The sequence below is a fragment of the Stenotrophomonas sp. SAM-B genome (assembly GCF_013387485.1).
Lineage (GTDB): Bacteria > Pseudomonadota > Gammaproteobacteria > Xanthomonadales > Xanthomonadaceae > Stenotrophomonas > Stenotrophomonas maltophilia_AA.
Window position 1 is genome coordinate 302,491 of record NZ_JABBXB010000003.1, and the last position, 22,418, is coordinate 324,908.

17 protein-coding genes and 1 tRNA gene are annotated in these 22,418 nt (G+C 68.1%); 11 read left to right on the top strand and 7 right to left on the bottom strand.

Annotated features, from left to right (window positions below; all coding sequences use genetic code 11):
• The first annotated feature begins 82 nt into the window (after positions 1-82).
• Together HH110_RS09115 and HH110_RS09120 are read left to right on the top strand one after the other, a co-directional pair.
• Positions 83-1,081: a zinc-binding dehydrogenase gene (locus tag HH110_RS09115; protein ID WP_176989532.1), complete on the top strand. Its 999-nt coding sequence runs from the start codon at positions 83-85 to the stop codon at positions 1,079-1,081.
• A 124-nt stretch (positions 1,082-1,205) separates the two neighbouring features.
• Positions 1,206-1,376 carry a hypothetical protein gene (locus HH110_RS09120; protein ID WP_176989378.1) on the top strand — a complete coding sequence of 57 codons (171 nt, stop codon included), beginning with the start codon at positions 1,206-1,208 and terminating at the stop codon, positions 1,374-1,376.
• A gap of 116 nt (positions 1,377-1,492) precedes the next feature.
• Here HH110_RS09120 and HH110_RS09125 read toward each other — a convergent pair whose 3' ends face one another.
• Entirely contained in the window at positions 1,493-2,158 is a 666-nt protein-coding gene (locus HH110_RS09125; protein WP_241696491.1) for a DUF1993 family protein, read from the bottom strand.
• Positions 2,159-2,338: 180 nt separating this feature from the next.
• On the opposite strand from HH110_RS09125, the gene HH110_RS09130 reads away from it, so the two are divergent.
• Together HH110_RS09130 and HH110_RS09135 are read left to right on the top strand one after the other, a co-directional pair.
• Complete coding sequence (locus tag HH110_RS09130; protein ID WP_176989534.1) at positions 2,339-2,770, top strand: GNAT family N-acetyltransferase; 432 nt, start codon at positions 2,339-2,341, stop codon at positions 2,768-2,770.
• Positions 2,771-2,980: 210 nt separating this feature from the next.
• Entirely contained in the window at positions 2,981-3,376 is a 396-nt protein-coding gene (locus HH110_RS09135; protein WP_176989379.1) for a DUF4440 domain-containing protein, read from the top strand.
• A gap of 123 nt (positions 3,377-3,499) precedes the next feature.
• Here the strand turns inward: HH110_RS09135 and HH110_RS09140 are convergent.
• Positions 3,500-3,575, bottom strand: a tRNA-Ala gene (locus HH110_RS09140).
• A 103-nt stretch (positions 3,576-3,678) separates the two neighbouring features.
• Positions 3,679-5,007 carry an acetamidase/formamidase family protein gene (locus tag HH110_RS09145; protein ID WP_176989380.1) on the bottom strand — a complete coding sequence of 443 codons (1,329 nt, stop codon included), beginning with the start codon at positions 5,005-5,007 and terminating at the stop codon, positions 3,679-3,681.
• A gap of 333 nt (positions 5,008-5,340) precedes the next feature.
• Between HH110_RS09145 and HH110_RS09150 the strand changes: the two genes are divergently transcribed.
• Complete coding sequence (locus HH110_RS09150) at positions 5,341-7,671, top strand: TonB-dependent receptor (RefSeq protein WP_176989381.1); 2,331 nt, start codon at positions 5,341-5,343, stop codon at positions 7,669-7,671.
• Positions 7,672-7,791: 120 nt separating this feature from the next.
• Here the strand turns inward: HH110_RS09150 and HH110_RS09155 are convergent, their stop codons facing one another.
• Both HH110_RS09155 and rnd read right to left on the bottom strand, forming a co-directional pair.
• Complete coding sequence (locus tag HH110_RS09155) at positions 7,792-9,858, bottom strand: DUF4034 domain-containing protein (RefSeq protein WP_176989382.1); 2,067 nt, start codon at positions 9,856-9,858, stop codon at positions 7,792-7,794.
• A 146-nt stretch (positions 9,859-10,004) separates the two neighbouring features.
• Complete coding sequence (rnd, locus tag HH110_RS09160) at positions 10,005-11,087, bottom strand: ribonuclease D (protein ID WP_176989383.1); 1,083 nt, start codon at positions 11,085-11,087, stop codon at positions 10,005-10,007.
• 208 nt (positions 11,088-11,295) lie between these two features.
• On the opposite strand from rnd, the gene HH110_RS09165 reads away from it, so the two are divergent.
• Together HH110_RS09165 and HH110_RS09170 are read left to right on the top strand one after the other, a co-directional pair.
• Positions 11,296-13,170, top strand: a complete 1,875-nt coding sequence (locus HH110_RS09165; protein WP_241696493.1) for a formylglycine-generating enzyme family protein — start codon at positions 11,296-11,298, stop codon at positions 13,168-13,170.
• Between the two features lie 101 nt (positions 13,171-13,271).
• Positions 13,272-14,174, top strand: coding sequence for a M48 family metallopeptidase (locus HH110_RS09170; RefSeq protein ID WP_176989384.1), 903 nt, complete (start codon positions 13,272-13,274; stop codon positions 14,172-14,174).
• Positions 14,175-14,204: 30 nt separating this feature from the next.
• Here HH110_RS09170 and xseA read toward each other — a convergent pair whose 3' ends face one another.
• Both xseA and queG read right to left on the bottom strand, forming a co-directional pair.
• Positions 14,205-15,545, bottom strand: coding sequence for an exodeoxyribonuclease VII large subunit (gene xseA, locus HH110_RS09175; protein ID WP_176989385.1), 1,341 nt, complete (start codon positions 15,543-15,545; stop codon positions 14,205-14,207).
• 60 nt (positions 15,546-15,605) lie between these two features.
• The gene (gene queG / locus HH110_RS09180) at positions 15,606-16,694 is read right to left on the bottom strand and encodes a tRNA epoxyqueuosine(34) reductase QueG (protein ID WP_176989386.1); all 1,089 of its coding nucleotides are present in this window, start codon (positions 16,692-16,694) and stop codon (positions 15,606-15,608) included.
• A 72-nt stretch (positions 16,695-16,766) separates the two neighbouring features.
• Here queG and HH110_RS09185 point away from each other — a divergent pair, with 72 nt between their 5' ends.
• From HH110_RS09185 to mutL, 4 genes are all read left to right on the top strand, one after another.
• Positions 16,767-18,245 (top strand): NAD(P)H-hydrate dehydratase, encoded by a 1,479-nt coding sequence (locus tag HH110_RS09185; protein WP_176989387.1) that lies wholly within the window; start codon positions 16,767-16,769, stop codon positions 18,243-18,245.
• A 2-nt stretch (positions 18,246-18,247) separates the two neighbouring features.
• Positions 18,248-18,730 carry a tRNA (adenosine(37)-N6)-threonylcarbamoyltransferase complex ATPase subunit type 1 TsaE gene (gene tsaE / locus HH110_RS09190; RefSeq protein ID WP_176989388.1) on the top strand — a complete coding sequence of 161 codons (483 nt, stop codon included), beginning with the start codon at positions 18,248-18,250 and terminating at the stop codon, positions 18,728-18,730.
• An 88-nt stretch (positions 18,731-18,818) separates the two neighbouring features.
• Complete coding sequence (locus tag HH110_RS09195) at positions 18,819-20,426, top strand: N-acetylmuramoyl-L-alanine amidase (protein ID WP_176989389.1); 1,608 nt, start codon at positions 18,819-18,821, stop codon at positions 20,424-20,426.
• Between the two features lie 107 nt (positions 20,427-20,533).
• Positions 20,534-22,408, top strand: a complete 1,875-nt coding sequence (gene mutL / locus HH110_RS09200; protein ID WP_176989390.1) for a DNA mismatch repair endonuclease MutL — start codon at positions 20,534-20,536, stop codon at positions 22,406-22,408.
• The last annotated feature ends 10 nt before the right edge of the window (positions 22,409-22,418 follow it).

The window sequence follows — 22,418 nt, forward strand, 5'->3', positions numbered from 1 at the left end:
GGACGTGTCCGGAAGGCTTACTGTCGGGGTTCCTTTTCGTCTCCCCGGAGCCATCCGCCGATGAACGCTTACCAACACCCGCATCGTGCTCGCCTCGCGCCCCAGTGGTGCCCCCGTCGCGGCCAACTTCCGCGTTGAACAGGTGCCGGTTCCCGCGCCCGGCGCGGGCGAGGTGCTGCTGCGCAACCGCTATCTGTCGCTGGATCCCTACATGCGCGGTCGCATGGAGGAAGGACCGTCCTACGCGGCGCCGGTCGCGCTGGATGCGGTGATGGAGGGGCGCACCGTCTCTGAAGTGCTCGCCTCCAACCACCCCGGTTTCTCCATCGGCGAGCACGTCCTGGCGCCCGGCAACTGGCAGACCCATGCGGTCATCCCCGGTGATCAGGTGAGCCGCACGCTGGAGGATGACGGCCTGCCGATCAGTACGGCACTCGGGGTCTACGGCATGCCCGGGTTCACCGCCTATGTGGGACTGCAGGAAATCGGCAGGCCGCAGCCGGGCGAAACCCTGGTGGTGGCCGCTGCCAGCGGACCGGTCGGCGCGACGGTGGGGCAGATCGCCAAGCTGCAGGGCGCGCGCACGGTCGGCATCGCAGGGGGCGAACAGAAGCGTGCGTATCTGGAAACACTGGGCTTCGATGTGGCGCTGGATCATCGCGCCGACGATTTCGCCACGCAGTTGCGTGGGGCGGTTCCCGACGGTATCGACGTCTACTTCGAAAACGTCGGGGGCCATGTCTTCGATGCGGTCGCGCCATTGCTCAACGACTTCGCGCGCATTCCGGTCTGCGGCACGATCGCCACCTACAACGCACGCGGCGTGGTGTTGCCGGGGCCGGACCGGCTGCCGGGTTTCATGAGCCAGGTACTGCGCCAGCGCCTGACCGTGCGCGGCTTCATCCAGTCCGATCTGCACGCCTTCTTCCCCGCGTTCCTGCGCGACATGGGGCAGTGGCTGAAGGACGGCCGCGTGCAGTATCGCGAGGACATCGTGCAGGGACTGGAGCGCGCGCCCGAGGCCTTCTTCGGCCTGCTCAAGGGCCACAACTTCGGCAAGCTGGTGGTCAAGCTGGATTGAGCGGCCCGGCGCGTGTGAGTGCGACGTGTGCAGGAGTGCGCCGATCATGATTCGTGCCTCACGATCGGCTGGTTAGTCTTCCCATGAAGGCGCCGCTCCGGCGCCCGTACGAGTGAGTAGAACCATGGCAGACACCAAGCCCAGCGAACACGGCAAGCAGGAAGGCATCGAAGAGAGCCAGCAGGACCGCAAGCAGGATGAAACCGCCAAGCAGCGGCCGGGGCAGACCGATCAGGCGATCCACGATGCGGGCACGCGTCGGCCGGAGCGCAAGGACACTCCCGAGGGCGCGTAAGCGATTGCGCGAAGGCGGTGAATACCAGCACGTCCCGGGAAGATTCTTCACGGGGCGGGCTGTTGAATACGGGTGAGGCAAGGGGAATCGCGTTCAGCCCTGGCCGGGCGTGTGGATCAGCCAGCCTGCCGCATCCAGGCGAACATGTGCGGCACGTAATCTGCCTTTCCCAGAGGCACGCCGTTGTGGCGCAGGATGTTGTACGCGGTGATCAGGTGGAAATAAAACTGCGGCGTGGCCCAGTTGGCGGCGTATTCGCTGCCCTTCATATCAAACGCAAGGCCACCTGCCAGCTCGATGGCCACGTCAAGTGAAGCGCCGGCATCGATCTGCGCTGCGTCTGCCGCAGCCAGATGGTCCAACGTCTCGTCGATCAGCTCCCGCGTCTGGTCCATGTCGCCGGGCGTGCACAGCACCGGCAGCGGTTGCCCAGTGAGACGGCACACCGCCTCACGCGCTTGAGTGCAGGCAAACTGTATCTGTTTCGCCAGCGGATACATGTCCGCAGCCAACCGCGCTGAAAGCAAGTCTCGCGAGGAATAGCCGGTGGTCAGCGCATGTGCGTCGGCCTTGTCCAGTTGGCCTCTGAGCGCACGAAGCATCTGCGCGAAGCCGCAGATGTTCACTTGATGGATGGACATGGTGCTTCCTTGCGTGGTGAGCAGTCGAGGCGCGCCGCACGGCAGGCAGTTGCACTCTACGGCGGTCACCGCGAGGAGTCTTTCGGCCTCATCGGCTTGACCATCGACGCGCAGGAGATGGAACTGTCCGGTGTTGGGCATGGGCCTATGTGGTTCGCGGCGGGGCCGGGATGCCTCGGACGTGAATCATAACCGTCCGCTTGTTGAGTTTCGGCTACCAGAAGCTGGTTCCGCATGCGAATTGGAAAGCAACGGCGGGTGCTTGGGGAGGGGTTCGATTTGCTAGGATTCAAGGTCCCGACACTGCTGGCGCAAGGAACAATGCAGCTCGATATCACCATCACAGACTCGCCCAGTAGGGAGTCGCTCGATCTGATTACCAGCGGGTTGGACGGTTTCAATCTGGATGCCGCCGGTTACGCCGACCGGCGCGAACTGGCAGTGCTGGTCACCGATCCGCAGACTGGCAAGGTACTAGGCGGTCTGACCGGCCGGACATCATTGGGGATGTTGTTCATTGACCTGTTCTACCTCCCGGCGGAACTGCGTGGGCAGGACCTCGGCTCGCGCATTCTTGCGGCCGCTGAGGACGAAGCCAGGCGGCGGGGGTGCCGTTCTGGTCTGTTGTATACGATCAGTTTCCAAGCGCCGGACTTCTATGTAAAGCAGGGCTGGCGCGTGTTCGGCGAGATACCGTGCGAACCTGCTGGGACGCGTCGAGTGTTTTTCAGCAAGGACTTGTTGGCGTCCTGAGGGTGGGACGGCTCCAGTGAGGTCGTGCAGTGGGGATTTGCCAGTCTCCGGAGCCAGTGATAGGGTCACCTCATGCAATTTGTACGCGCCCTCACGTTGATTATTACCACCCTCCATAAGGGTGGGTAGAGCGCGTCTCGTTTCCAGACAACGCAACCCGCCGCGAGGCGGGTTTTGTTTTTCCGCTCGCGGCCATTTTTGGAGTCAAGAATGTCCGACCATCCCCTGAAAACCCTCATCGAAGCCGCAGACCGATCCATATCGGCTGGAGATTTCGAGGGCCTCATGCGGTTCTACACAGATGACGCCACCCTGGTGGTGAAGCCTGGCATGTACGCCAGAGGCAAAGACCAGATCAAGAGAGCATTCGAGGCGATCTCTGCGCATTTCGACGGCCAATTGAAGGTTCGGCAAGGAAAGATGGAAGTGATTGAGGGCGGGGAAACGGCGCTGGTTGTCATGGAAACATGGCTGGATAGCGCTGATGAAGACGGCGCGGCGATTTCGACGGTTCGTCGGGCCACCTACGTGTTTCGTAGGGAGCCGGCGGGCAACTGGCTATGCGCTGTGGACAACTCATACGGCACTACTCTGCTCGACAGCTGACCACGGGGGGAGGTGGCGCGCCGGATAGCGAGATCGGAGAGTGGGGGCACCTCAACGAAAAAAGCCGAAACCCCTGTTTTTGCAGGTGTTCCGGCCTTTCGAGTGCCCTGTCGGGCTGAATAGTGGTGGAGCCAAGGAGGATCGAACTCCTGACCTCGTCGATGCGAACGACGCGCTCTCCCAGCTGAGCTATGGCCCCACGGGTGGTGCAACTGCGTGGCGTACCCGACCTCGGCCGTACCTCGCGATGGGCCTAGTCTAGCGCCGACCGGCGTTGCCTGCCAAGTGGGGCCTGGTCCGGATCACGGGCGGGCGCCGGGTGTACTGCCCGGTGCCCGTTCGACCTGCCGCAGCAGGGCTTTGTCCAGTTTGGCCGCCACCCCGACGCTGCGCCCGGCCAGATTGGCCACCACGAAGCTGACCGAGCTGCCCAGCACCTGCGCCGTCTCGGACAGGCTCAACCCGTAGTCCTGTTCCAGCCACTGCGCCATGCCCGCGGTGGCAGCGCGCAGCGCATCTTCCAGCGAGCCGGCCTGGCCCAGCACCATCACCTGCGTGGCCGATTCCACCCGGGGCGCAGACTGCGCGCGGGACTTGATCACGTCCACGCTGAATTCCACGTCCATGGACGTCTCCAGCGCGTACTGCGAGGTTTCGCCATCGCCCTGCAGCGCATGCGCATCGCCCAGGTAGAGCAGGGCGCCGGGCTGGGACACCGGCAGGTATACGGTGGCGCCCTCGCGGATTTCGTTGAAATCCATGTTGCCGCCGAAACGGCCGGTATCGCCGGTGGAGATCGGCGCGTTGCCGAAGCCGGGGGCGACCGCCAGCCCGCCGAGCATGGGCCGCACCGGCACCCAGAAATCCTTGAGCTTGCCGGTGGCAGCTTCCGGCCGCGCGCGCTCGCGCTGGCGGTCCAGCGTCCAGCGCACGGGTTTATCCAGTGCGGTGGCCTTGGCGGCCAGCGCCGGCGTCTGTGCGCGGCCGACGATGCTGTCCAGGCTGTCGGCATAGTTGCGGTTCAAGCGCAGCCGTTTGATGTGGATGGCCAGCACATCGCCGGGCTCGGCATCCATCACGAAGAACGGGCCGGTCTGCGGATTGCCGAACAGGGCCCGGGTCTGGCCCTGCGCGTCAACGCCGCCGGAATCCAGCGTGGTGGTGCGTACGCTGTCACCCGGCCAGATGGTCAGTACAGGTGCGCGGTGGGGCGAGAACTCGTTGGCGTACGAGGTAGGCACGAAGTCGTGCTGCCGCGGACCTCCGGCCGGTCGATCCGGCAGGCGGCGCGCGCTGAAGGGGTGGGTCGCGCGCCGCTCGCTGGCGTTGGTGTCGGGGTAGTCGGCGGTCCCGCGCAGCGTCGCGCCGGCCTGCGTGCCATGGAAGCGGTAGGTCGCCCCATCACTGCCGGTCACGACGAACGCCAGCGTGTCGCCCTCGCGGCTGCCCTGCAGCGTGTCCCCGTCGAAACGGCCCTGCAGCGGACCCTGCTGGTCGGGCAGGGTCAGCAGCTGATAGGCCGGGTTTCCCCACAGGTCGGTGGTGACCAGCCACTGCGCAGGGGGCTCCCCGGCCTGGGCGGCCGAGGCGGACAACAGCAGGAGCAGGGCGGCCAGGCGGCAACGGGACATGCGGGAATCTCGTGGGTGACCGGCGCAGTGTTTGCGGGAGGTACACGGACGACAAGTGCCGGGCGGCACGTGACGGATGGCAGGTAACGCGCCGAACGCGAAGCCCGCCCTTCCGGCGCGCGCGCGGGGCGGGCATAATCCGCGCCAGAAGACACGGCCGCATAGCCAAGTGGACCAGGGGGGCCGGACAGCCGTCGCCCATAACGCCCTGACACCAATCTGCAACATCCAGCCAATACCGTGCCGCATCGCTGTTTCCACGGCGATGTCGATTTCCTATGGTGCCCGGCCATGCCGCCGGCTGCCCCGATCTGTACTACCAGAGACCTCTGCATGCCCGCTCTACGCCACGCTTCAGTGTCGACGCGTCTTCTTTCCCGTTCCCTGCCGCGCCGCCGCGCCCTGGCGCTGGCCTGTGCTTCGGCCGCGCTGATGCTGTCCGCCGCCGCCTCGGCGCAGGACGCCCAGTCCGCCAGCGCAACCTCGCTGGACACCATCACCGTCACCGCCGACCACCGCGAACGCAACCTGCAGGAAGTGCCGGTCTCGGTCGGCGTGGTGCAGGGCGAGAAAATCCGCGACTACACCGCCGGCGGCGATGACACCCTGCTGGCGCTGTCGGGCAAGGTGCCGAGCTTCTACGCCGAAACCACCACCGGCCGCATCTTCCCGCGCTTCTACATCCGTGGCCTGGGCAACATCGACTTCTACCTGGGTGCCTCGCAGCCGGTGTCGATCATCCAGGACGACGTGGTGCTCGAGCATGTGGTGCTGAAGTCCAACCCGGTCTACGACGTGGACCAGATCGAAGTGCTGCGCGGCCCGCAGGGCACGCTGTTCGGCCGTAACACCACCGCCGGCATCGTCAAGTTCGACACCATCAAGCCGAGCCAGGATTACAGCGGCCGCGTGCAGGCCAGCTATGGTTCGTACGGCAGCGTGGCGATCGATGGCGGCTTCGGCGGCCCGATCAACGACATCGCCTCGTTCCGCGTGTCGGCGCTGTACCAGCACCGCGATGACTACGTCGACAACACCTACAGCGGCCCGAGCGCCGATGGCACGGTCTCGCCGAAGAAGAACGCCATGGGCGGCTTCGACGACCGCAACGTGCGCGCGCAGCTGCTGCTGCAGCCGAGCGACAACTTCTCGCTGCTGGCCTCGGCCCACGCACGCGATTACGACGGTACCTCGACCCTGTTCCTGCGCAGCGCGCTGACCAAGGGCTCGAACAAGACCGACGTGCCGCGCGACAAGGTCGCCTACGACGAAGCCGACAACAACCCGCAGGCCTACAAGACCTACGGCGGCTCGGTGAAGGCGATCTACGATTTCGGCAATGTCTCGCTGACCTCGATCACCGCCTACGAAACCACCTCCGGCTACAGCCGTGGCGACACCGACGGCGGCGCGGCGGTGAACTACCCGGTCAACGGCGTCTCGAACGGCTACGGCCAGTCGATGGGCCAGATCCGCGACCTGGACCAGTGGACCCAGGAATTCCGCCTGGCCAACGCCGATGACAACCGCCTGAAGTGGCAGGTCGGTGCGTTCTACTTCGACGGCCGCGACACCACCGATTTCTACCAGCGCGCCTGGTTCCTGAACACCGCTGCCCGCAACCCGAACAACTGGGTGCGCCTGCGCAACGTCAACACCTCCTGGGCCGGCTTCGGCCAGGTCAGCTATGACGTGACCGACAAGTTCACCCTGACCGCCGGCCTGCGCCAGACCAAGGACGAGAAGAAGACCCGTCTGCTCAAGACCGCCGATACCGCTGCCGGTGCCGTGACCTACAAGGGCCGCACCTACGTGGAAATGTCCGACACCACGCCGAGCTGGGACCTGAGCGCGATGTATGCGTTCAACCCGCAGCTGAGCGTGTATGCGCGCGTGGCCCGCGGCTTCCGCGGCCCGACCATCCAGGGCCGTTCGGCCGTGTTCAACGCCGATTTCACCACGGCGAACTCGGAAACCATCCTGTCCTGGGAAGCCGGCATCAAGAGCAGCCTGTGGGACAACCGCCTGCGCGTGAACGCCGCCGCGTTCACCTACGTGGTCAATGACATCCAGCTCAACGGCAACGATTCGGACGGCAACGGCGTGCTGTTCAACGCCGACAAGGCCAAGGCCTACGGTCTGGAAGCGGACATGGAACTGCGTCCGATCCCGAACCTGGCCCTGAGCGCCGGTGTCAGCCTGCTGCACAGCGAAATCCAGGACGACCGCGTGTACGCGCAGGTCTGCGCCCTGAACGGCGCCGTGGTCTGCACGGTGAACGATCCGACCATCAAGGTCGGTGCCAACACCTTCGCGCAGATCAACGGCAACCCGCTGCCGAACGCACCGAAGTACAACATCAACCTGGCCGCGCGTTACGACATGCCGGTCAACGACAGCGATGTGTTCTTCGTCTCCACCGACTGGAACAAGCAGGGCTACACGAGCTTCGTGCTGTACGACTCGGCCGAGTTCAACTCCAAGGGCAGCTTCGAAGGCGGCCTGAAGCTGGGCTACTCGGCCAACTACGGTGCCTGGGAAGTGGCGCTGTTCGCGCGCAACATCACCAATGAGAAGAACCTCAAGGGTGTGATCGAAAACTACATGGCCGCGGTCTACAACGAACCGCGCACCGTGGGTGTTTCGCTCAACATGAACTGGTAAGTCACGCGACCACCGGTGCCGCAGGGCACCGGTGACAGCGAGTGGTTCCGACAACGCCCCGCGATCGCGGGGCGTTTCTGTTTGTGCACCCCGGTCAGCGACGTGGGGTAGTCATGCCGCTCATACCGACTGCATATCCTGGCGGTCCGGCACGGAGTCGAAGCCGAAGGTGAGCTGCCAGCTGCGCAGGTCCACAGTGTCGCGGTCGCGCGCCTGTTGCCTGGCCGCCCGGCTGGCGCCGAACAGTTTGCCCTGGCCCTCGATCAGCGGGCGCATGCGCAGTACATCGGCATTGTCCGGCTCGGCTTCGGCCGCCCGGTCCACCCAGACCTTGGCCAGGAACGCGTTGGCGGGCACGCCGTTGCCGAAGTGGAACACGTCGGCCAGGAAGCCGGCAGCCCAGGCCTTGGTGGCAGTGTCGCCACGCCACCACAGCGGGCCGAGCAGGTCGAACACGGCTTCCTGTTTGTCGCGGTCATCCTCACCCTGGTACAGCAGCACCGCCAGGTTCTTGTGCGCCGGCCGCCACACGCGGTCGTGAGGGGCGGCCTCATCCACGCAACGGCGGTACAGCGCGCGCGACTGCTGCTGCACAGCCGGGTCGGGCGTGTGCTTGAAGGTTTCGCTCAGCTCCCATGCGCGGTTGTAGATCGCCACCAGGTCGCCCGCCTCGATGGCGCGCTCGGTCCACGCCGCGGCCTGGGCCGGATCGGCGAACGCAGGGAAGTCGCGGCCGGCCACGCGACCACGGTACAGGTCCACCATCGCCGCCATCGCGCGGCGGTCACCGCCTTCGGCAAGCTGCTGCATCATGTGCAGGCCGGCCGGTACGGATACGTCGCAGAACAGGTTGGCCGCCACCGTGGAAAGGTTCACCTCGTCCTCGTCCGCCATCGCCATCGCGCGTTGCAGATGCAGTGCGGCCAGGGGCGTGTCGAGGCTGAAACCGAACAGCCCGGTATGGCGCGCAGCGGACAGCCACGCCAGCGCATGCGCGCTGTCGGTGAACGCCTCGACGCTGGCCAGCACCTGCGCGAACAACGCATCGGCGCCCTCGACGTGGGCAAACAGCGCGCAGGCTTCCAGCGCGTTCATGCCTTCCTCGACCACGGTGGCCGGGTCCAGCGCGAACGCCTCGGCCAGGCAGGTGTAGGCATGTGTCATGCGTGCCGCGTCCCAGCGCACGTCGTTTTCTTCGGGTTCGTCACGGCCCAGCTTGTAATCCAGCGTCGCCCACCAGCACAGCACCAGCGCGCGCGTGGGCGCATCCAGGTGCAGGTCAAGCAGGTTCGCGTAGGCGGTGTCGTGCTGGGCGATCGCCTTTTCTTCATCGGCCTCCGGCGCGAACCAGAGCCAGTCGCGCTCCTTCATCACGCGCAGGCGGTTGCGCTGCGGCAGCATCAGCCGGGCCGCATACGGGCCGTCGATGAAGTCCTGCATCAGCGCGTGGCTGCCGCCCCAGCGCGGGTACAGGTAGTACAGGAAGGTTTCGAGCAGGCCGACATCGTCCGCGCGCAACGCCAGCGCGTGCTGCAACCAGTAATCGGCGGCGTACTCGAAGTCGTCTTCGGTGCGCTGCGCCAGCCGTGCTGGCAACGCCGGCAGTTCCGCCAAGGGGGCGCCGTAAGGCGCCAGCAGCGCCAGTGCCGCCGCATAGCCGTCCGGATCCTGCTGCTGCAGGGATGCGTACAGTTCTGCCCGCCCACCGCGCTGCAGCTGCTGCAGCCAGCGCGGTTCCCCCAGGTAGCAGGTCAGCCGCATCACCTTGCCCAGCACGAAGGCCGGGCGCGGATGCAGCGCGATCGCGCGCAGCCACGCGGCCAGCGCATGGTCGCGGGCAAGGCTGGCACCGGCCCACTGCGCGTCGCGGATCAGGTCGGCGGTCTCGCTGGACCGGATCTGGCTGGCCACGCGCTCCCACAGCGACCCCAGCGCCACCCAGGGATGGGGGCTGTGCGGCTGCTGCGCGCACCACTGTTGTGCCTGCTGCAGTCGTGCGGGCAGGGCCTGCGCCGGGTCGATCAGGCTGGACAGCAGCCAGCCGTAGCCGTAGCGGGGCGACCCGCCGTCGAGCCAGCGCTGCTCCAGCCCGGTCAGGAGCCGATCGAGATCGTCGAAGCGCGCCTGCTGCAGCGCGTCGCGTGCGCGCTGGCGCAGCTCAAACGCGTCGCTGGGGGAATCGGTCATGGGGACCACGTCCTTGTCGAAGTTCAATCGCGCATTCTAGGCAATCGGCGTGCGCCGTTGGTGGGTCGCCATGGGCGCGACGCGCTGCGGGTGCAGGGCGTCGCGTGTTGCGTGGGACTCACTCCTGCATGCGGTTGAAACGCCGATCACCCGGCCGGCGGCAACAGCGCCGAGAGGATCGGCTCCAGCTGTGCCTGGCGCCAGCCCGCCAGCGCGGCCGGCCACTGGCGGCGCTCCAGATAGCTTTCCAGATGCTTGCGCGAGGCCAGCACGCCATCGGGCAGGCCGAGTTCGGCACTGCGCGCGGTGACGGCATCCTGCAGCCGCTTGAGGGCCTGCTTGTTGGCATCGTTGGCCGGCAGCGCCACCGGTGCGTCGGCTTCGTCGGCAAGCGGGGTGATCAGTGCCTGCCACACCTGCGCGGCCAGCTTGCGGGGGGCCTTGGGGAAGCCTTCCATCAGCTTGGACAGCGCATCCACATCGGCGGGCGGGGTGCGTGCGAGCACGGCCGCCAGCTCGTTGTCGAGCACCCAGCTGCGCGGTTTGTCGCTGGCACGCGCCTGCACGTCGCGCCAGCGCAGCAGCCGCAGCAGACGCAGCTGCGCAGAGGTGTCCATGAACTGTGCCGAGCGCATCGCCACGTGCGGCCAGCGCTCTTCATCGTTCTCGACACTGGCGAGCAGGCGTTCGGCGTCATCCTGCAGCCACTGGCGGCGGCCCAGTTCTTCCAGGCGCGCGTCGATGGTGTCGTGGATCTGGAAGAGGTATTCGACGTCGTCGGCGGCGTACTCCAGCTGCGCCTCCGAGAGCGGGCGGCGCATCCAGTCCGAGCGGGTCTCGCCCTTGGCCAGGGTGACGCCGGTGACGGCGGTGACCAGTTTCTGGTAGCCCATGCCGCCGCCGATGCCGGCCAGCGATGCACCGATCTGGGTGTCGAACAGCGGGCGCGGCAGCACCCCGCAGGCCACCTTGAAGGTGACCAGGTCTTCGCTGGCGCTGTGCATGATCTTGAGGATGGCGGTATCGGCCAGCCACGGCGCCAGCGCCTCGTTCATGCCGGGGATCAACGGGTCGATCAGCAGGATTTCGTCACCGACCGCCATCTGCACCAGCGCCAGTTGCGGCCAGTACGTACGTTCGCGGATGAACTCGGTGTCCAGGCCGATGCGGGTGGGGCGCTGGCGGTAGCGCTCGTCCAGTTCCGCCGGGGTTTTGATCCAGTAAGCCACGTGGGATTCCATGTACTGCAAAGGGATGCTCAGGTCGGGGAGGATAGCCTAACCCCGTGTTACGGCCGGCATGCCGCGGCGCGGTGATGAACACCCGGGCCGTTGGCGGTCGCCGCCCACGACGGTGGCGATTATGATGATCCCCTGTCCGCGCCGTCGGCATGCCGCCTGGACTGCACTGCGCGCAGGCACACCCCGAGGAGTTCATTTGCGATCGTCAGGCACATTGCCGCTGCTGTTTACTGCACTGTTGGGCCTGCTGGCCGGCTGTTCACCCGCGCCGGCCCCCGCGCCCGCGGCAACGCCTGCCGCCGTCCCGGCCAAGGCAGCGGCCAAGGCGAGCGCACCGGTGGCGCAGGTGACCATCGGCGGTGAGGACGCCGCCGAGACCGTGGAGCGCTGGCAGCCGCCTGCGGTGACCCTCGCCGAGGACGGGGTCGCGCAGGCCCGCCGTGATGCCGCACGCGCGTTCGAGGAAGACCGGCTGTACCGCACCGCCGAGGACGCGATCCCGATCTGGCTCGCGCTGCTGCAGCACGATCCCAAGGACCGCGCGGCCGAGGCCGGCCTGAAGCGCGCCCGGCAGCGTCTGCTGGAAGAGGCCTCCGTCCTGCTGGATCGCCCGCTCAAACAGCGCGAGGCGCTGGCCGAGGCCAGCGCAATGGCCCTGGTCCTGCTCACCCTGGCGCCGGACGATCCCAAGGTGCGCGAGCTGCAGTCGCGGGTGGAGATCGCCCAGCGCGTGGTCGCCTACAACCGTGCCGGCGAAGAGGATCTGCGCGCGGACCGGATCGGCGAGGATGGCGACGGGGCCATTCCCAATTTCCGCGAAGCGCTGGCGCTGGATGCCGACAGTGCGCGTGCCCGGCAAGGGCTGGCAGCGGCCGAGAGCGCCCTGATCCGGCGTGCGGAAACAGCCGCGCGGGCCACCGATTTCGCCACCGCGGGCACCTGGCTGGCGGAAGCGGCCAAAGTCCGTGACTCCTCGATCACCATCGCCGATGCCTTCGAACGCATCGAGAAAATCCGCGCCGATACGCTGGCGCGGCTGCGCAACGAGGGCCTGCGCGATCTGGCCACGCCGCAGGGGCTCAAGCCGGCGCGGCAGAAGCTGGAAGATGCACTGCGCATCGCCTTGCCCGGCGATCCCGTTGTGGGCCAGTTGCGCGAGCGCATCGAACTGGTCACCCATTACGGCAGCTTCCGGCCGCGCCAGGTGTTCAGCGATGCGCTGCGCGATGGGGGCCGCGGGCCGCAGATGATCGTGGTGCCGCATGGCGGGTTCCAGATGGGCGCGGCCGAGAACGAGCTGGGCGCGACCGATGCCGAAAAGCCCTCGCATTACGTGCGGTTCGAACGGGGCTTCGCGATGTCGATCACCGAAGTGACCGTCGCCGATTTCCGGCGTTATGTGCAGGCCACCAAGGCCCGCCCCCGCGCCACGCGGCGCGGCCATTCGATCGTGTACGACGAGCGCAGCGGCAATTTCGTGCGGCGCAGCGGGGTGGACTGGCAGTCCGATTACAACGGCGCCGAGGCCATCGCCAATCTGCCGGTGATGCACGTCAGCGTGCGCGATGCCGAGAATTACGCCAGCTGGCTGTCCGAGCAGACCGGGCGCTCGTACCGGCTGCCCAGCGAGGCCGAATTCGAGTATGCCCTGCGCGCGGGCAGCAGCGGCCGCTACCCGTGGGGCGATGCAGGTACCCCGCCGGCCCGTGCGGGCAACTTCACCGGCGCCGAGGATGTCTCGCCGTCCCGGCGGCACTGGTACAACGCCTTCGTCGGCTATGGCGATGGATATTGGGGGCCGGCCCCGGTCGCCAGCTTCGATCCCAATCCCTGGGGACTGCACGACATCGCCGGCAACCTCAGCGAATGGGTGGCCGACTGCTGGCATGCGAGCTACCGGCGCGCGCCGTCCGACGGCGTGGCCTGGTTCAACCCGGGCTGCCGGCAGCGCGTGATCCGCGGCGGCAACTGGGCCAATGCGCCGGCCCAGACCCGCGCCGCATGGCGGCAGTCGCAGGACTCGGACACCACCACCGCACGGATCGGCTTCCGGCTGGTGCGCGGGATCTGACGGATCGCCGTGCGGCCGGATTTCACCCGGCCGCACGGCGCGCGTTCTAGGATTGGCACAGCGTCGGGCAGGGTGCCACGGCCATCTCAGGAACCAAGCGCATGCGCAACGATCCATTCGGCGGTCAGCAGCAGGGCCGCGCCCGGCGGCCGGGCCTGTTCGGCAACATCCGCTGGTGGGTGCTGCTGGCGTTTGCCGGCTATGCGGCGTTCTATTGGTTCTCCAACCGCGCCGTGGATCCGTATACCGGCGAGAGCGTGCTGATCGACAGCTCGCTGGATGCCACGCAGGAAAAGGCGCTGGGCCTGCAGGCCTACCAGGAGATCCTGGCGCAGGAGCGCCCGCTGGATCCGAACGCACCGCAGTCGCGCGAGATCCAGGCGATCGCCCAGCGCCTGATCGCCAAGGTGGACGTGGTGGAAACCGCCCTCGCCGAAGAACATGGGCTGAAGCCGGCGCATTTCGCGCGTGATTTCGAGTGGGAGGTCAACGTGATTCCCTCCGAGCAGGCCAATGCGTTCTGCCTGCCGGGCGGCAAGATGGCGGTGTACACCGGGCTGATCCCGGTGGCGCGTACGGTGGATGCGATGGCCGTGGTGATGGGCCATGAGATCGCGCATGCGTTGCTGCGCCATGGTGCCCAGCGTATGGCCCAGCAGAAGATGACCCAGATCGGGCAGATGGCCGGCGCCGCCAGCGGCATGGACCCGCAACAGCAGCAGATGATGATGTCGGCGATGGGCTACGGCTACCTGCTGCCGTACGCGCGCAGCCACGAAACCCAGGCCGATGAAGTGGGCCTGATGCTGGCCGCGGCGGCCTGTTTCGATCCGCAGGAGGCGATCCCGTTGTGGGAACGGATGGGGCAGGCCAGCGGCGGGCAGTCGACCTCGGAATTCGCGTCCACGCATCCCAATCCCGGCACGCGCATCCAGAACCTGCAGGCGTTGATGCCGAAGGCGATGGAGTACCGGCAGACGTTCTGCGAGAGCGCGGGGCGCTGACCGTCAACGCCTTATCGGCGATGCGCTGGATCAGCGCGCCGGTTCGTTGACCGTTACGTCGATCACGCCGTCCTGCACGCGCGCCTTGAGCGTATCGCCCGGGCGCACCTGCAAGGGCGAGCGCACCAGGCTGCCATCGTCGTCACGGGTCAGGATCGCGTAGCCACGCGCAACCGTGGCCAGCGGACTGACCGCTTCCATGGAGCGGGCGAGGGCACGCAGGCGCAGGCCGTCGCGCTGCAGCTGGCGGCCGATCGCACTGTCCGCGCGCGGCTGCAGGCGCTGCAGGCGCTCACGCAGGGCGTCCAGCCGGCGCTGCGGATGGCCGCTGCGCAGTACGGCCGCGGCGTGGCGCAGGTGGGCAAGACGGTTCTGGTGCTGCGTGGCCCAGGCCGCGTGCAGGCGGCGCGCAACGTCCTGCTGCCGGCGCTGCAGCAGCTGCAGGCGCGACTGCGGGCTCTGGGCGTTGAGGCGGAGCAGGGCACGGTCGGCGCGCTGCATCGCCTGCCCCAGGCTGTGCCGCTGCAATTGCGCCAGGCGTGCATCAAGGCGACGCACGCGCAGCAACAGATCGCGCTGGTCGGGGACCAGCAGTTCGGCCGCGACCGAGGGCGTCGGCGCGCGCAGGTCGGCGGCGAAGTCGGCCAGGCTGAAGTCGGTTTCGTGACCCACCGCAGACACCACCGGGGTCTGGCTGGCCGCGATCGCGCGGGTCAGCTGCTCATCGTTGAAGGCCCAGAGATCCTCCATCGAGCCGCCACCGCGGGTCAGCAGGATCACGTCGTAACGGCCGCTGGCATCGGCCGAGCGCAGCAGCGCGGTGAGCTGGGCGGCGGCGCTGTCGCCCTGCACCAGGCTGGGCAGCAGATCGACCTCGAGCATCGGGAAACGGCGCTCCAGCACGCTCAGCACGTCGCGTACCGCCGCACCGGTCGGCGAGGTGATCACCGCCAGGCGACGCACATGCGCCGGCAGCGGCCGCTTGCGCTCGGGGGCGAACAGGCCCTCGGCCTCCAGGCGTGCCTTGAGCTGCTCGAAGGCGCGGCGCAGGGCGCCTTCGCCGGCTTCTTCCATGTGGTCGAGCACCATCTGGTACTCGCCGCGGGCTTCGTACAGGGTCAGCCGACCACGCGCGAGCACGCGCATGCCTTCGCGCGGCACGAACTTCAGCCACTGGCTCTTGGGCTTGAACAACGCCGCGCGGATCTGCGAGCGCGCATCCTTCAGCGTGAAATACATATGGCCCGAAGCCGGGCGCGTCACGCTGCCCAGCTCGGCCTCCACCCAGATCAGCGGGAACGCGCCTTCCAGCAGGTCGCGGGCCAGGATGTTGAGCTGGCTGGGCGTGAGAATCTGCGCGCTGCGGTCCATGGAGGAATCAGGCCAAACGGTACGAACGGGACGCCATGGTCGCACGTCGGCGGGGATGCTTCATCCTGCCGTGGCGCGCGCGGCGTGCTGCTGCAGGGCCCAGGCCACATGCTCGCGCACGAGCGCTGAAGGATGCTCGCGCCGCGCGTGCAGCGCGGCCAGTGTTTCGGCGTGGCTCGGCGCATTGCCCAGCGCCACGGCGATGTTGCGCAGCCAGCGCTCATGCCCGCTGCGGCGGATCGGGCTGCCTTCGGTGCGGCGCAGGAACTCGTCTTCCTCCCAGGCGAACAGCTGGGCGAGCGAGGCGGTGTCCAGGTCGTTGCGCGCACGGAAATCCGGCTCGTCGGTGCGCTTGGCGAACTTGTTCCAGGGGCAGACCAGCTGGCAGTCGTCGCAGCCGTAGATGCGGTTGCCCATCGCGGTGCGCATCTCTTCGGGAATCGCACCGTCGTGTTCGATGGTGAGATAGGAGATGCAGCGGCGTGCATCCAGGCGGTGCGGGGCGATGATCGCCTGGGTCGGGCAGACATCGATGCAGCGCGTGCAGGTGCCGCAGTGCGCACTGGCCGGCGTATCCACCGGCAGCGGCAGGTCGATGTAGATTTCGCCGATGAAGAACCACGAGCCGCCCTGCTTGTCGATCAGGCAGGTGTGCTTGCCGATCCAGCCCAGCCCCGCGTTGCGGGCGAGTGCGCGCTCCAGCACCGGAGCCGAATCGACGAAGACGCGGTAGCCGAACGGCCCGATCTCGGCGGCGATGCTGTCAGCGAATTTCTGCAGCCGGTTGCGCATCAGCTTGTGGTAATCGCGGCCCAGCGCATAACGCGCCACGTAGGCGCGGTCGCCATCGTGCAGGGTGTTCCAGGCCTCGGCGTCGTCCTTGTGGCCGTAATCCATGCCGACCGAGATCACCCGCACGGTGCCCGGCAGCAGTTCGTCCGGCCGCGCGCGCAGCGTGCCGTGCCGCGCCATCCACTCCATCGTGCCGTACAGGCCCTTGCCCAGCCAGTCGGCCAGGTGCGCTTCGTCCTCGCGCAGATCGATGCCGGACACGCCGCAGCGCTGGAAGCCGTGCACGCGCGCGATCGCACGGATGCGTTCGGCGGCGCGGGCCAGATGGACGGGGGCGGGCAGGGGGACGGCGGACATGGCCTGGGCGGAAACGGAGCCTGGGAAGGGCGCGGCAAGGCTGCGCCTGGGCGACAAGTATAGAATCCCGGCATGCCCGAGCTTGCTGAACTGTTCGATATCGCCGCCGCGCGCCGCCTGGATGCGCAGGCCAGTGCCCTGCGGGGCGATGGCGGTGCCTCACTGATGGAGCAGGCCGGCCAGGCCGCCTGGCACTGCCTGCTGGAGCGCTGGCCGCAGGCGCAGCGGATCGGGGTGGTGGTTGGTGCCGGCAACAACGGCGGCGATGGCTACGTCGTGGCGCGCCTGGCCCGCGAGGCCGGCCGCCCGGTGACGGTGCTGCGGCTGGACACCGATGCCCCGGCGACGCCGTTGTCCCGGCAGGCCGAGCAGGCCTTCATCGCCGCCGGCGGTGGGGTGGAACGCTTCGATGGCCGCATGCCGGCGGTGGACCTGCTGGTGGACGCGCTGTTCGGCATCGGCCTGAACCGTGCCCCGGCCGGTGCGGCAGCCGATCTGATCACGGCCATCAACGCGGCGGGCGTGCCGGTGTTGTCGCTGGACGTCCCCAGCGGCGTGGATGCGCAGACCGGCAGCGTGCCGGGCGTCGCGGTCCGCGCCACGCTCACGCTGCAGTTCATCGTGCGCCACCAGGGCCTTTACACCGGCGCGGCGCTGGAACATGTCGGCGGACGTCGCCTGGCGCCGTTGGAACTCCCTCAAGCCGCTGCGGCAGGCGTGCAGCACAGCGCCGAGTGCTGGCAGCCATCGCGCCTGCGTGCGCAGCTGCCGGCGCGCCGCGCCAATACCCACAAGGGCGAATCCGGCCACGTGCTGTGCGTGGGCGGCAATCTCGGCAGCGGCGGGGCGGTGATGCTGGCCAGTGAATCGGCGTTGCGCGCCGGCGCCGGGCTGGTCAGCGTGGCGACCCAGTCACCGCACGTCGCACCGCTGCTTGCGCGCCTGCCCGAAGCGATGGTGCATGCCGTGCAGGACGCGCAGGAGCTGCAGTCCCTGCTGCCCCGTGCCGGGGTGATCGCGATCGGGCCTGGCCTGGGCCAGGACGACTGGGCGCACGAACTCTGGCGGCAGGTGCTGGCCAGCGGCAAACCGCTGGTGATCGATGCCGACGCCCTGAATCTGCTGGCCAAGGCGCCACGGACACTCAGCGACGCGATCCTGACCCCGCACCCGGGCGAGGCGGCGCGGCTGCTCGGGCTGACCACCGCGCAGGTGCAGGCCGACCGCTTCACGGCGGCGAACGCGCTGGCCGCGCGTTTCCACGCCGTGGTGGTGCTGAAGGGCGCCGGCACCGTGGTCGCCGCGCCCGACGCACTGCCGCGGGTGGTGGCCGCCGGCAACCCCGGCATGGCCGTGGGTGGCATGGGCGACCTGCTCACCGGCATCATTGCCGCCCTGCGCGCGCAGGGGCTGGGCGCCTTCGACGCCGCCAGCGCCGGCGCGCTGCTGCACAGCCTGGCCGGCGATGCCGCCGCCAGTGACGGCCAGCGGGGCCTGCTTCCCACCGATCTGCTGGCGCCGCTGCGCCGGCTGGTCAATCCGGACGTTTGAACATGATCGAGTTTTTCCTCGCGCAGCCTGAAGACACCGACCTGCTCGGGCAATGGCTGGCCGCGACCCGGCCGCCGCAGGCGGTGATGCAGCTGCAGGGCGACCTGGGCGCCGGCAAATCCACCCTGGCCCGCGCACTGCTGCGCGCGCTGGGCGTGCAGGGCGCGATCCGCAGCCCCACCTACACCCTGGTGGAGCGCTATCCGCTGGCCGACGGCCATGAGGCCTGGCACCTGGACCTGTACCGCATCGGCCAGGCCGAAGAGCTGGATTTCCTGGGGCTGGACGAAGGCAGCGCTTCGCTGTGGCTGGTCGAATGGCCCGAACGCGGTGCCGGCGCGCTGCCGCCCACCGACCTGGAAGTGGCACTGGACATCCAAGGCCAGGGACGCCGTGCCCGGCTCACCGGGACCAGTCCGGCGGGTCGCGAATGGCTCCAACGGCTGCCTCAAGGGGGTGACTTGCAGGCCCTTTCTGTCGGCTGACACTAGGAAACACCGGCAGGTTACGGATTATTAAGGGAAAAGGAGTTGCATTTCATTCAGCGCGGTGATTGAATCCTGACCTATGCCAATGGGGAAATCTCTCGCTGCCCTCTGCACTGCCGTCGGACTCTGTCTGGCGAGCGCGCTGTCGTGGGCGGGCGAAGTCCGCCAGGTGGCCGTGGAGACCGGTGCGACCGGGACCCGTGCGGAGATTTCGCTGGCCGGCAGTGGGGGGTACAAGACCCTGTCCCTGGCCGGTCCGAACCGCCTGGTGGTCGATTTCCCGGACTCCAGCGCGATCCGCAACCTCAAACTGCCTGCGCCGAAGGGCGTGGTCACCGCGGTCCGCACCGGGCAGCCGGTGCCGGGCACGTTCCGCGTGGTGTTCGACCTGGCCGAATCGGTGGCGCCGTTCCGTCCGCAGATGATCAAGCAGGGCGATCAGTCGCGGCTGGTGATCGAGTGGCCGGGCGATGCGCCGAGCGCGACCAACGTTGCCACTGCGCCCGCGCCGATGCCTGCCGCTGCGCAGGCTGCGGTGCCTTCACCGGCGCCGACCGCTTCCGCGCCGGCACCGACCCCCGCGCAGACCGCCGCCCAGTCCGCACAGGCGCGCAGCGATGCCGCGCGCGCCACGGCCTTGCTGACGGCTTCGGTGCGCCAGCAGGCCAGTGCCACGGTTGCCACCTCGGCGCCTGCCCCGGGCCCGACGGCGACCACCGCCACCACCGTGAATGTCGCGGCCGCCGGCACCGCCAACGCCGCCAGCAACAGCGCCTCGCCGGCGGCGATCCTGGCCGGTCAGGCAACCGGCGCCGTCGTCGCCAGTACGCCGGTTCCCACGCCGGTGCCGACGCCGACCCCGGTTACGCCGCAGGACAATCCGCGTCCGGCGATGCCCAGCGATGCCTCGCGGGTCAAGATGCGTGCGGGCATGCGGCCGCTGGTGATCGCGATCGATCCGGGCCATGGCGGCCAGGATCCCGGCGCGGTGGGCCCGACCGGCAAGCGCGAAAAAGACATCACCCTGGCGGTGGCGCGTGAACTGGCCCGCCAGGTCAACGCAACGCCCGGCCTGAAGGCCTACCTGACCCGCGACAGCGACGTGTTCATCCCGCTGCCGATGCGCGCGCAGAAGGCACGTGCGGCCAAGGCCGACATGTTCATTTCGATCCATGCCGATGCCGCGGAAAACCGTGCGGCGACCGGCTCGTCGGTGTATGTGCTCTCGACCAAGGGTGCCTCCTCGCAGCGCGCCCGCTGGCTGGCCGACAAGGAAAACGCCGCCGATCTGGTCGGTGGCGTACGCCTGCAGCAGACCGAAGGCACCTTGGCCAACGTGCTGCTCGATCTGGCCCAGAGCGGCTACATGAAGGCCTCCGAAGACGCGGCCGGGCACGTGCTCGGCGGCCTGAAGCGGATCGGCAAGAACCACAAGCCCAACATCGAACGCGCCAACTTCGCGGTGCTGCGTACCTCGGACATGCCGGCGATGCTGGTCGAAACCGCCTTCATCTCCAATCCGGATGAAGAGCGCCGCCTGATCGACCCGGCGTACCAGCGCCAGATTGCCGGTGCGGTGCTCGATGGCGTGCATACCTTCTTCAGCCGCCAGCCGCCGCCGGGCACCCTGTACGCCGCGCGCGCCCAGGCCGAAATCGACGCCGCCGGTACCGTGGCGGGTGGCAGCAAGTAACCCCTGCGGGTTGCATCGCCCGGCGCACGCTATCATCACGGGATGACGTCCGTTTCCCGCCTCCGCCTCGCCGCCCCGCCTGCCACCTCCGCTGCCGGGAGGTGCGCATGAGCATCCGCCAGCTCCCCGACATCCTGATCAACCAGATCGCCGCCGGCGAAGTGGTCGAACGCCCTGCGTCCGTGGTCAAGGAACTGGTCGAGAACGCGCTGGATGCGGGCGCCACCCGGGTCGATATCGACCTGGAAGAGGGCGGCGTGCGGCTGATCCGGATCCGCGACGACGGCGGTGGCATCGCACCGGAAGAACTCGCGCTGGCGGTGTCGCGACACGCCACGAGCAAGATCGCCAGCCTGGACGATCTGGAATCGGTGGCCACGCTCGGCTTCCGCGGCGAAGCGTTGCCGTCGATCGCCTCGGTGAGCCGTTTCACCCTGAGTTCGCGCCGCGCCACCGACGAGCACGGCTCCGCCCTGCAGATCGAAGGCGGCCGGCTCGGCGAAGTGACCCCACGCGCGCATGCGCCCGGCACCACGGTGGAAGTGCGCGAGCTGTTCTACAACGTGCCGGCGCGCCGCAAGTTCCTGCGTGCCGAGCGCACCGAGCTGGGCCATATCGAAGAGTGGCTGCGTTCGCTCGCGCTGGCGCGCCCGGATGTCGAGCTGCGCGTATCGCACAATGGCAAACCCTCGCGTCGCTACAAGCCCGGTGATCTGTATTCCGACGCGCGCCTGGGCGAGACGCTGGGCGAAGATTTCGCCAACCAGGCGCTGCGCGTGGACCACAGCGGTGCCGGCCTGCGCCTGCATGGCTGGATCGCGCAGCCGCATTATTCGCGGGCCAGCACCGATCAGCAGTACCTGTACGTCAACGGCCGCTCGGTGCGTGACCGCAGCGTCGCGCACGCGGTGAAGATGGCCTACGGCGACGTGCTGTTCCATGGCCGCCAGCCGGCGTATGTGCTGTTCCTGGAACTGGACCCGACCCGCGTCGACGTCAACGTGCATCCGGCCAAGCATGAAGTGCGTTTCCGCGATTCGCGGCTGATCCATGACTTCGTCTACCGCACGCTCAAGGAAGCCTTGGCGGAAACGCGCGCTGGCATGACCGCGGCCGGTCCGCAGGTGCATGCCACCGAGAGTGTTGCCACTGCGGCGCCCGCCTACGGTCTGCCGTCTTCCGGCGGCACCGGCTATGCACTCGCCGGTAATGGAGCAGGCGGTGGTGGCATGGGTGGCGACTGGCGCCCGCAGCAATCACCGCTGGGGCTGCGCGTGGCCGATGCGCCATCCGCCTATGCAGCGCTGTATGGCGCGCCCGGCGGAACCCCGGCGGCGGGCAGCTTGCCGCCGATGCCGACTGAAAACGGTCTGCCGGTGACCGCCGCCGACAGTGGTGTTCCACCGCTGGGCTACGCGATCGCGCAGCTGCATGGCATCTACATCCTGGCCGAGAACGCCGAAGGCCTGATCGTGGTGGACATGCATGCCGCGCACGAACGCATCGGCTACGAACGCCTGAAAACCGCGCACGATGGCATGGGCCTGCATGCGCAACCGCTGCTGGTGCCGATCACCCTGGCGGTGGGCGAACGTGATGCCGATACCGCCGAACGCGAAGCCGAGACCTTGACCTCGCTGGGCTTTGAAATCACCCGTGCCGGCCCCGGCTCGCTGCACGTGCGCAGCATTCCGGCGCTGCTGGCCAATGCCGAACCCGAGGCGCTGCTGCGCGACGTGCTGACCGACCTGCGCGAACATGGCCAGAGCCGACGCATCGCCAGTGCCCGCGACGAACTGTTGTCCACCATGGCCTGTCACGGTGCGGTGCGCGCCAACCGGCGCCTGACGGTGCCGGAGATGAACGGACTGTTGCGCGACATGGAAATCACCGAACGCTCGGGTCAGTGCAATCACGGCCGACCGACCTGGGCGCGTTTTTCACTGGCGGAAATCGACCGCTGGTTCCTGCGCGGACGTTGAGGGGAAGGTC

Coding starts and splice junctions, on each gene's coding strand:
- HH110_RS09120 (WP_176989378.1), top strand. CDS start 1,206: ATGGCAGACACCAAGCCCAGCGAACACGGCAAGCAGGAAGGCATCGAA.
- HH110_RS09125 (WP_241696491.1), bottom strand. CDS start 2,158: ATGCCCAACACCGGACAGTTCCATCTCCTGCGCGTCGATGGTCAAGCC.
- HH110_RS09130 (WP_176989534.1), top strand. CDS start 2,339: ATGCAGCTCGATATCACCATCACAGACTCGCCCAGTAGGGAGTCGCTC.
- HH110_RS09135 (WP_176989379.1), top strand. CDS start 2,981: ATGTCCGACCATCCCCTGAAAACCCTCATCGAAGCCGCAGACCGATCC.
- HH110_RS09145 (WP_176989380.1), bottom strand. CDS start 5,007: ATGTCCCGTTGCCGCCTGGCCGCCCTGCTCCTGCTGTTGTCCGCCTCG.
- HH110_RS09150 (WP_176989381.1), top strand. CDS start 5,341: ATGCCCGCTCTACGCCACGCTTCAGTGTCGACGCGTCTTCTTTCCCGT.
- HH110_RS09155 (WP_176989382.1), bottom strand. CDS start 9,858: ATGACCGATTCCCCCAGCGACGCGTTTGAGCTGCGCCAGCGCGCACGC.
- HH110_RS09170 (WP_176989384.1), top strand. CDS start 13,272: ATGCGCAACGATCCATTCGGCGGTCAGCAGCAGGGCCGCGCCCGGCGG.
- xseA (WP_176989385.1), bottom strand. CDS start 15,545: ATGGACCGCAGCGCGCAGATTCTCACGCCCAGCCAGCTCAACATCCTG.
- queG (WP_176989386.1), bottom strand. CDS start 16,694: ATGTCCGCCGTCCCCCTGCCCGCCCCCGTCCATCTGGCCCGCGCCGCC.
- HH110_RS09185 (WP_176989387.1), top strand. CDS start 16,767: ATGCCCGAGCTTGCTGAACTGTTCGATATCGCCGCCGCGCGCCGCCTG.
- tsaE (WP_176989388.1), top strand. CDS start 18,248: ATGATCGAGTTTTTCCTCGCGCAGCCTGAAGACACCGACCTGCTCGGG.
- HH110_RS09195 (WP_176989389.1), top strand. CDS start 18,819: ATGGGGAAATCTCTCGCTGCCCTCTGCACTGCCGTCGGACTCTGTCTG.
- mutL (WP_176989390.1), top strand. CDS start 20,534: ATGAGCATCCGCCAGCTCCCCGACATCCTGATCAACCAGATCGCCGCC.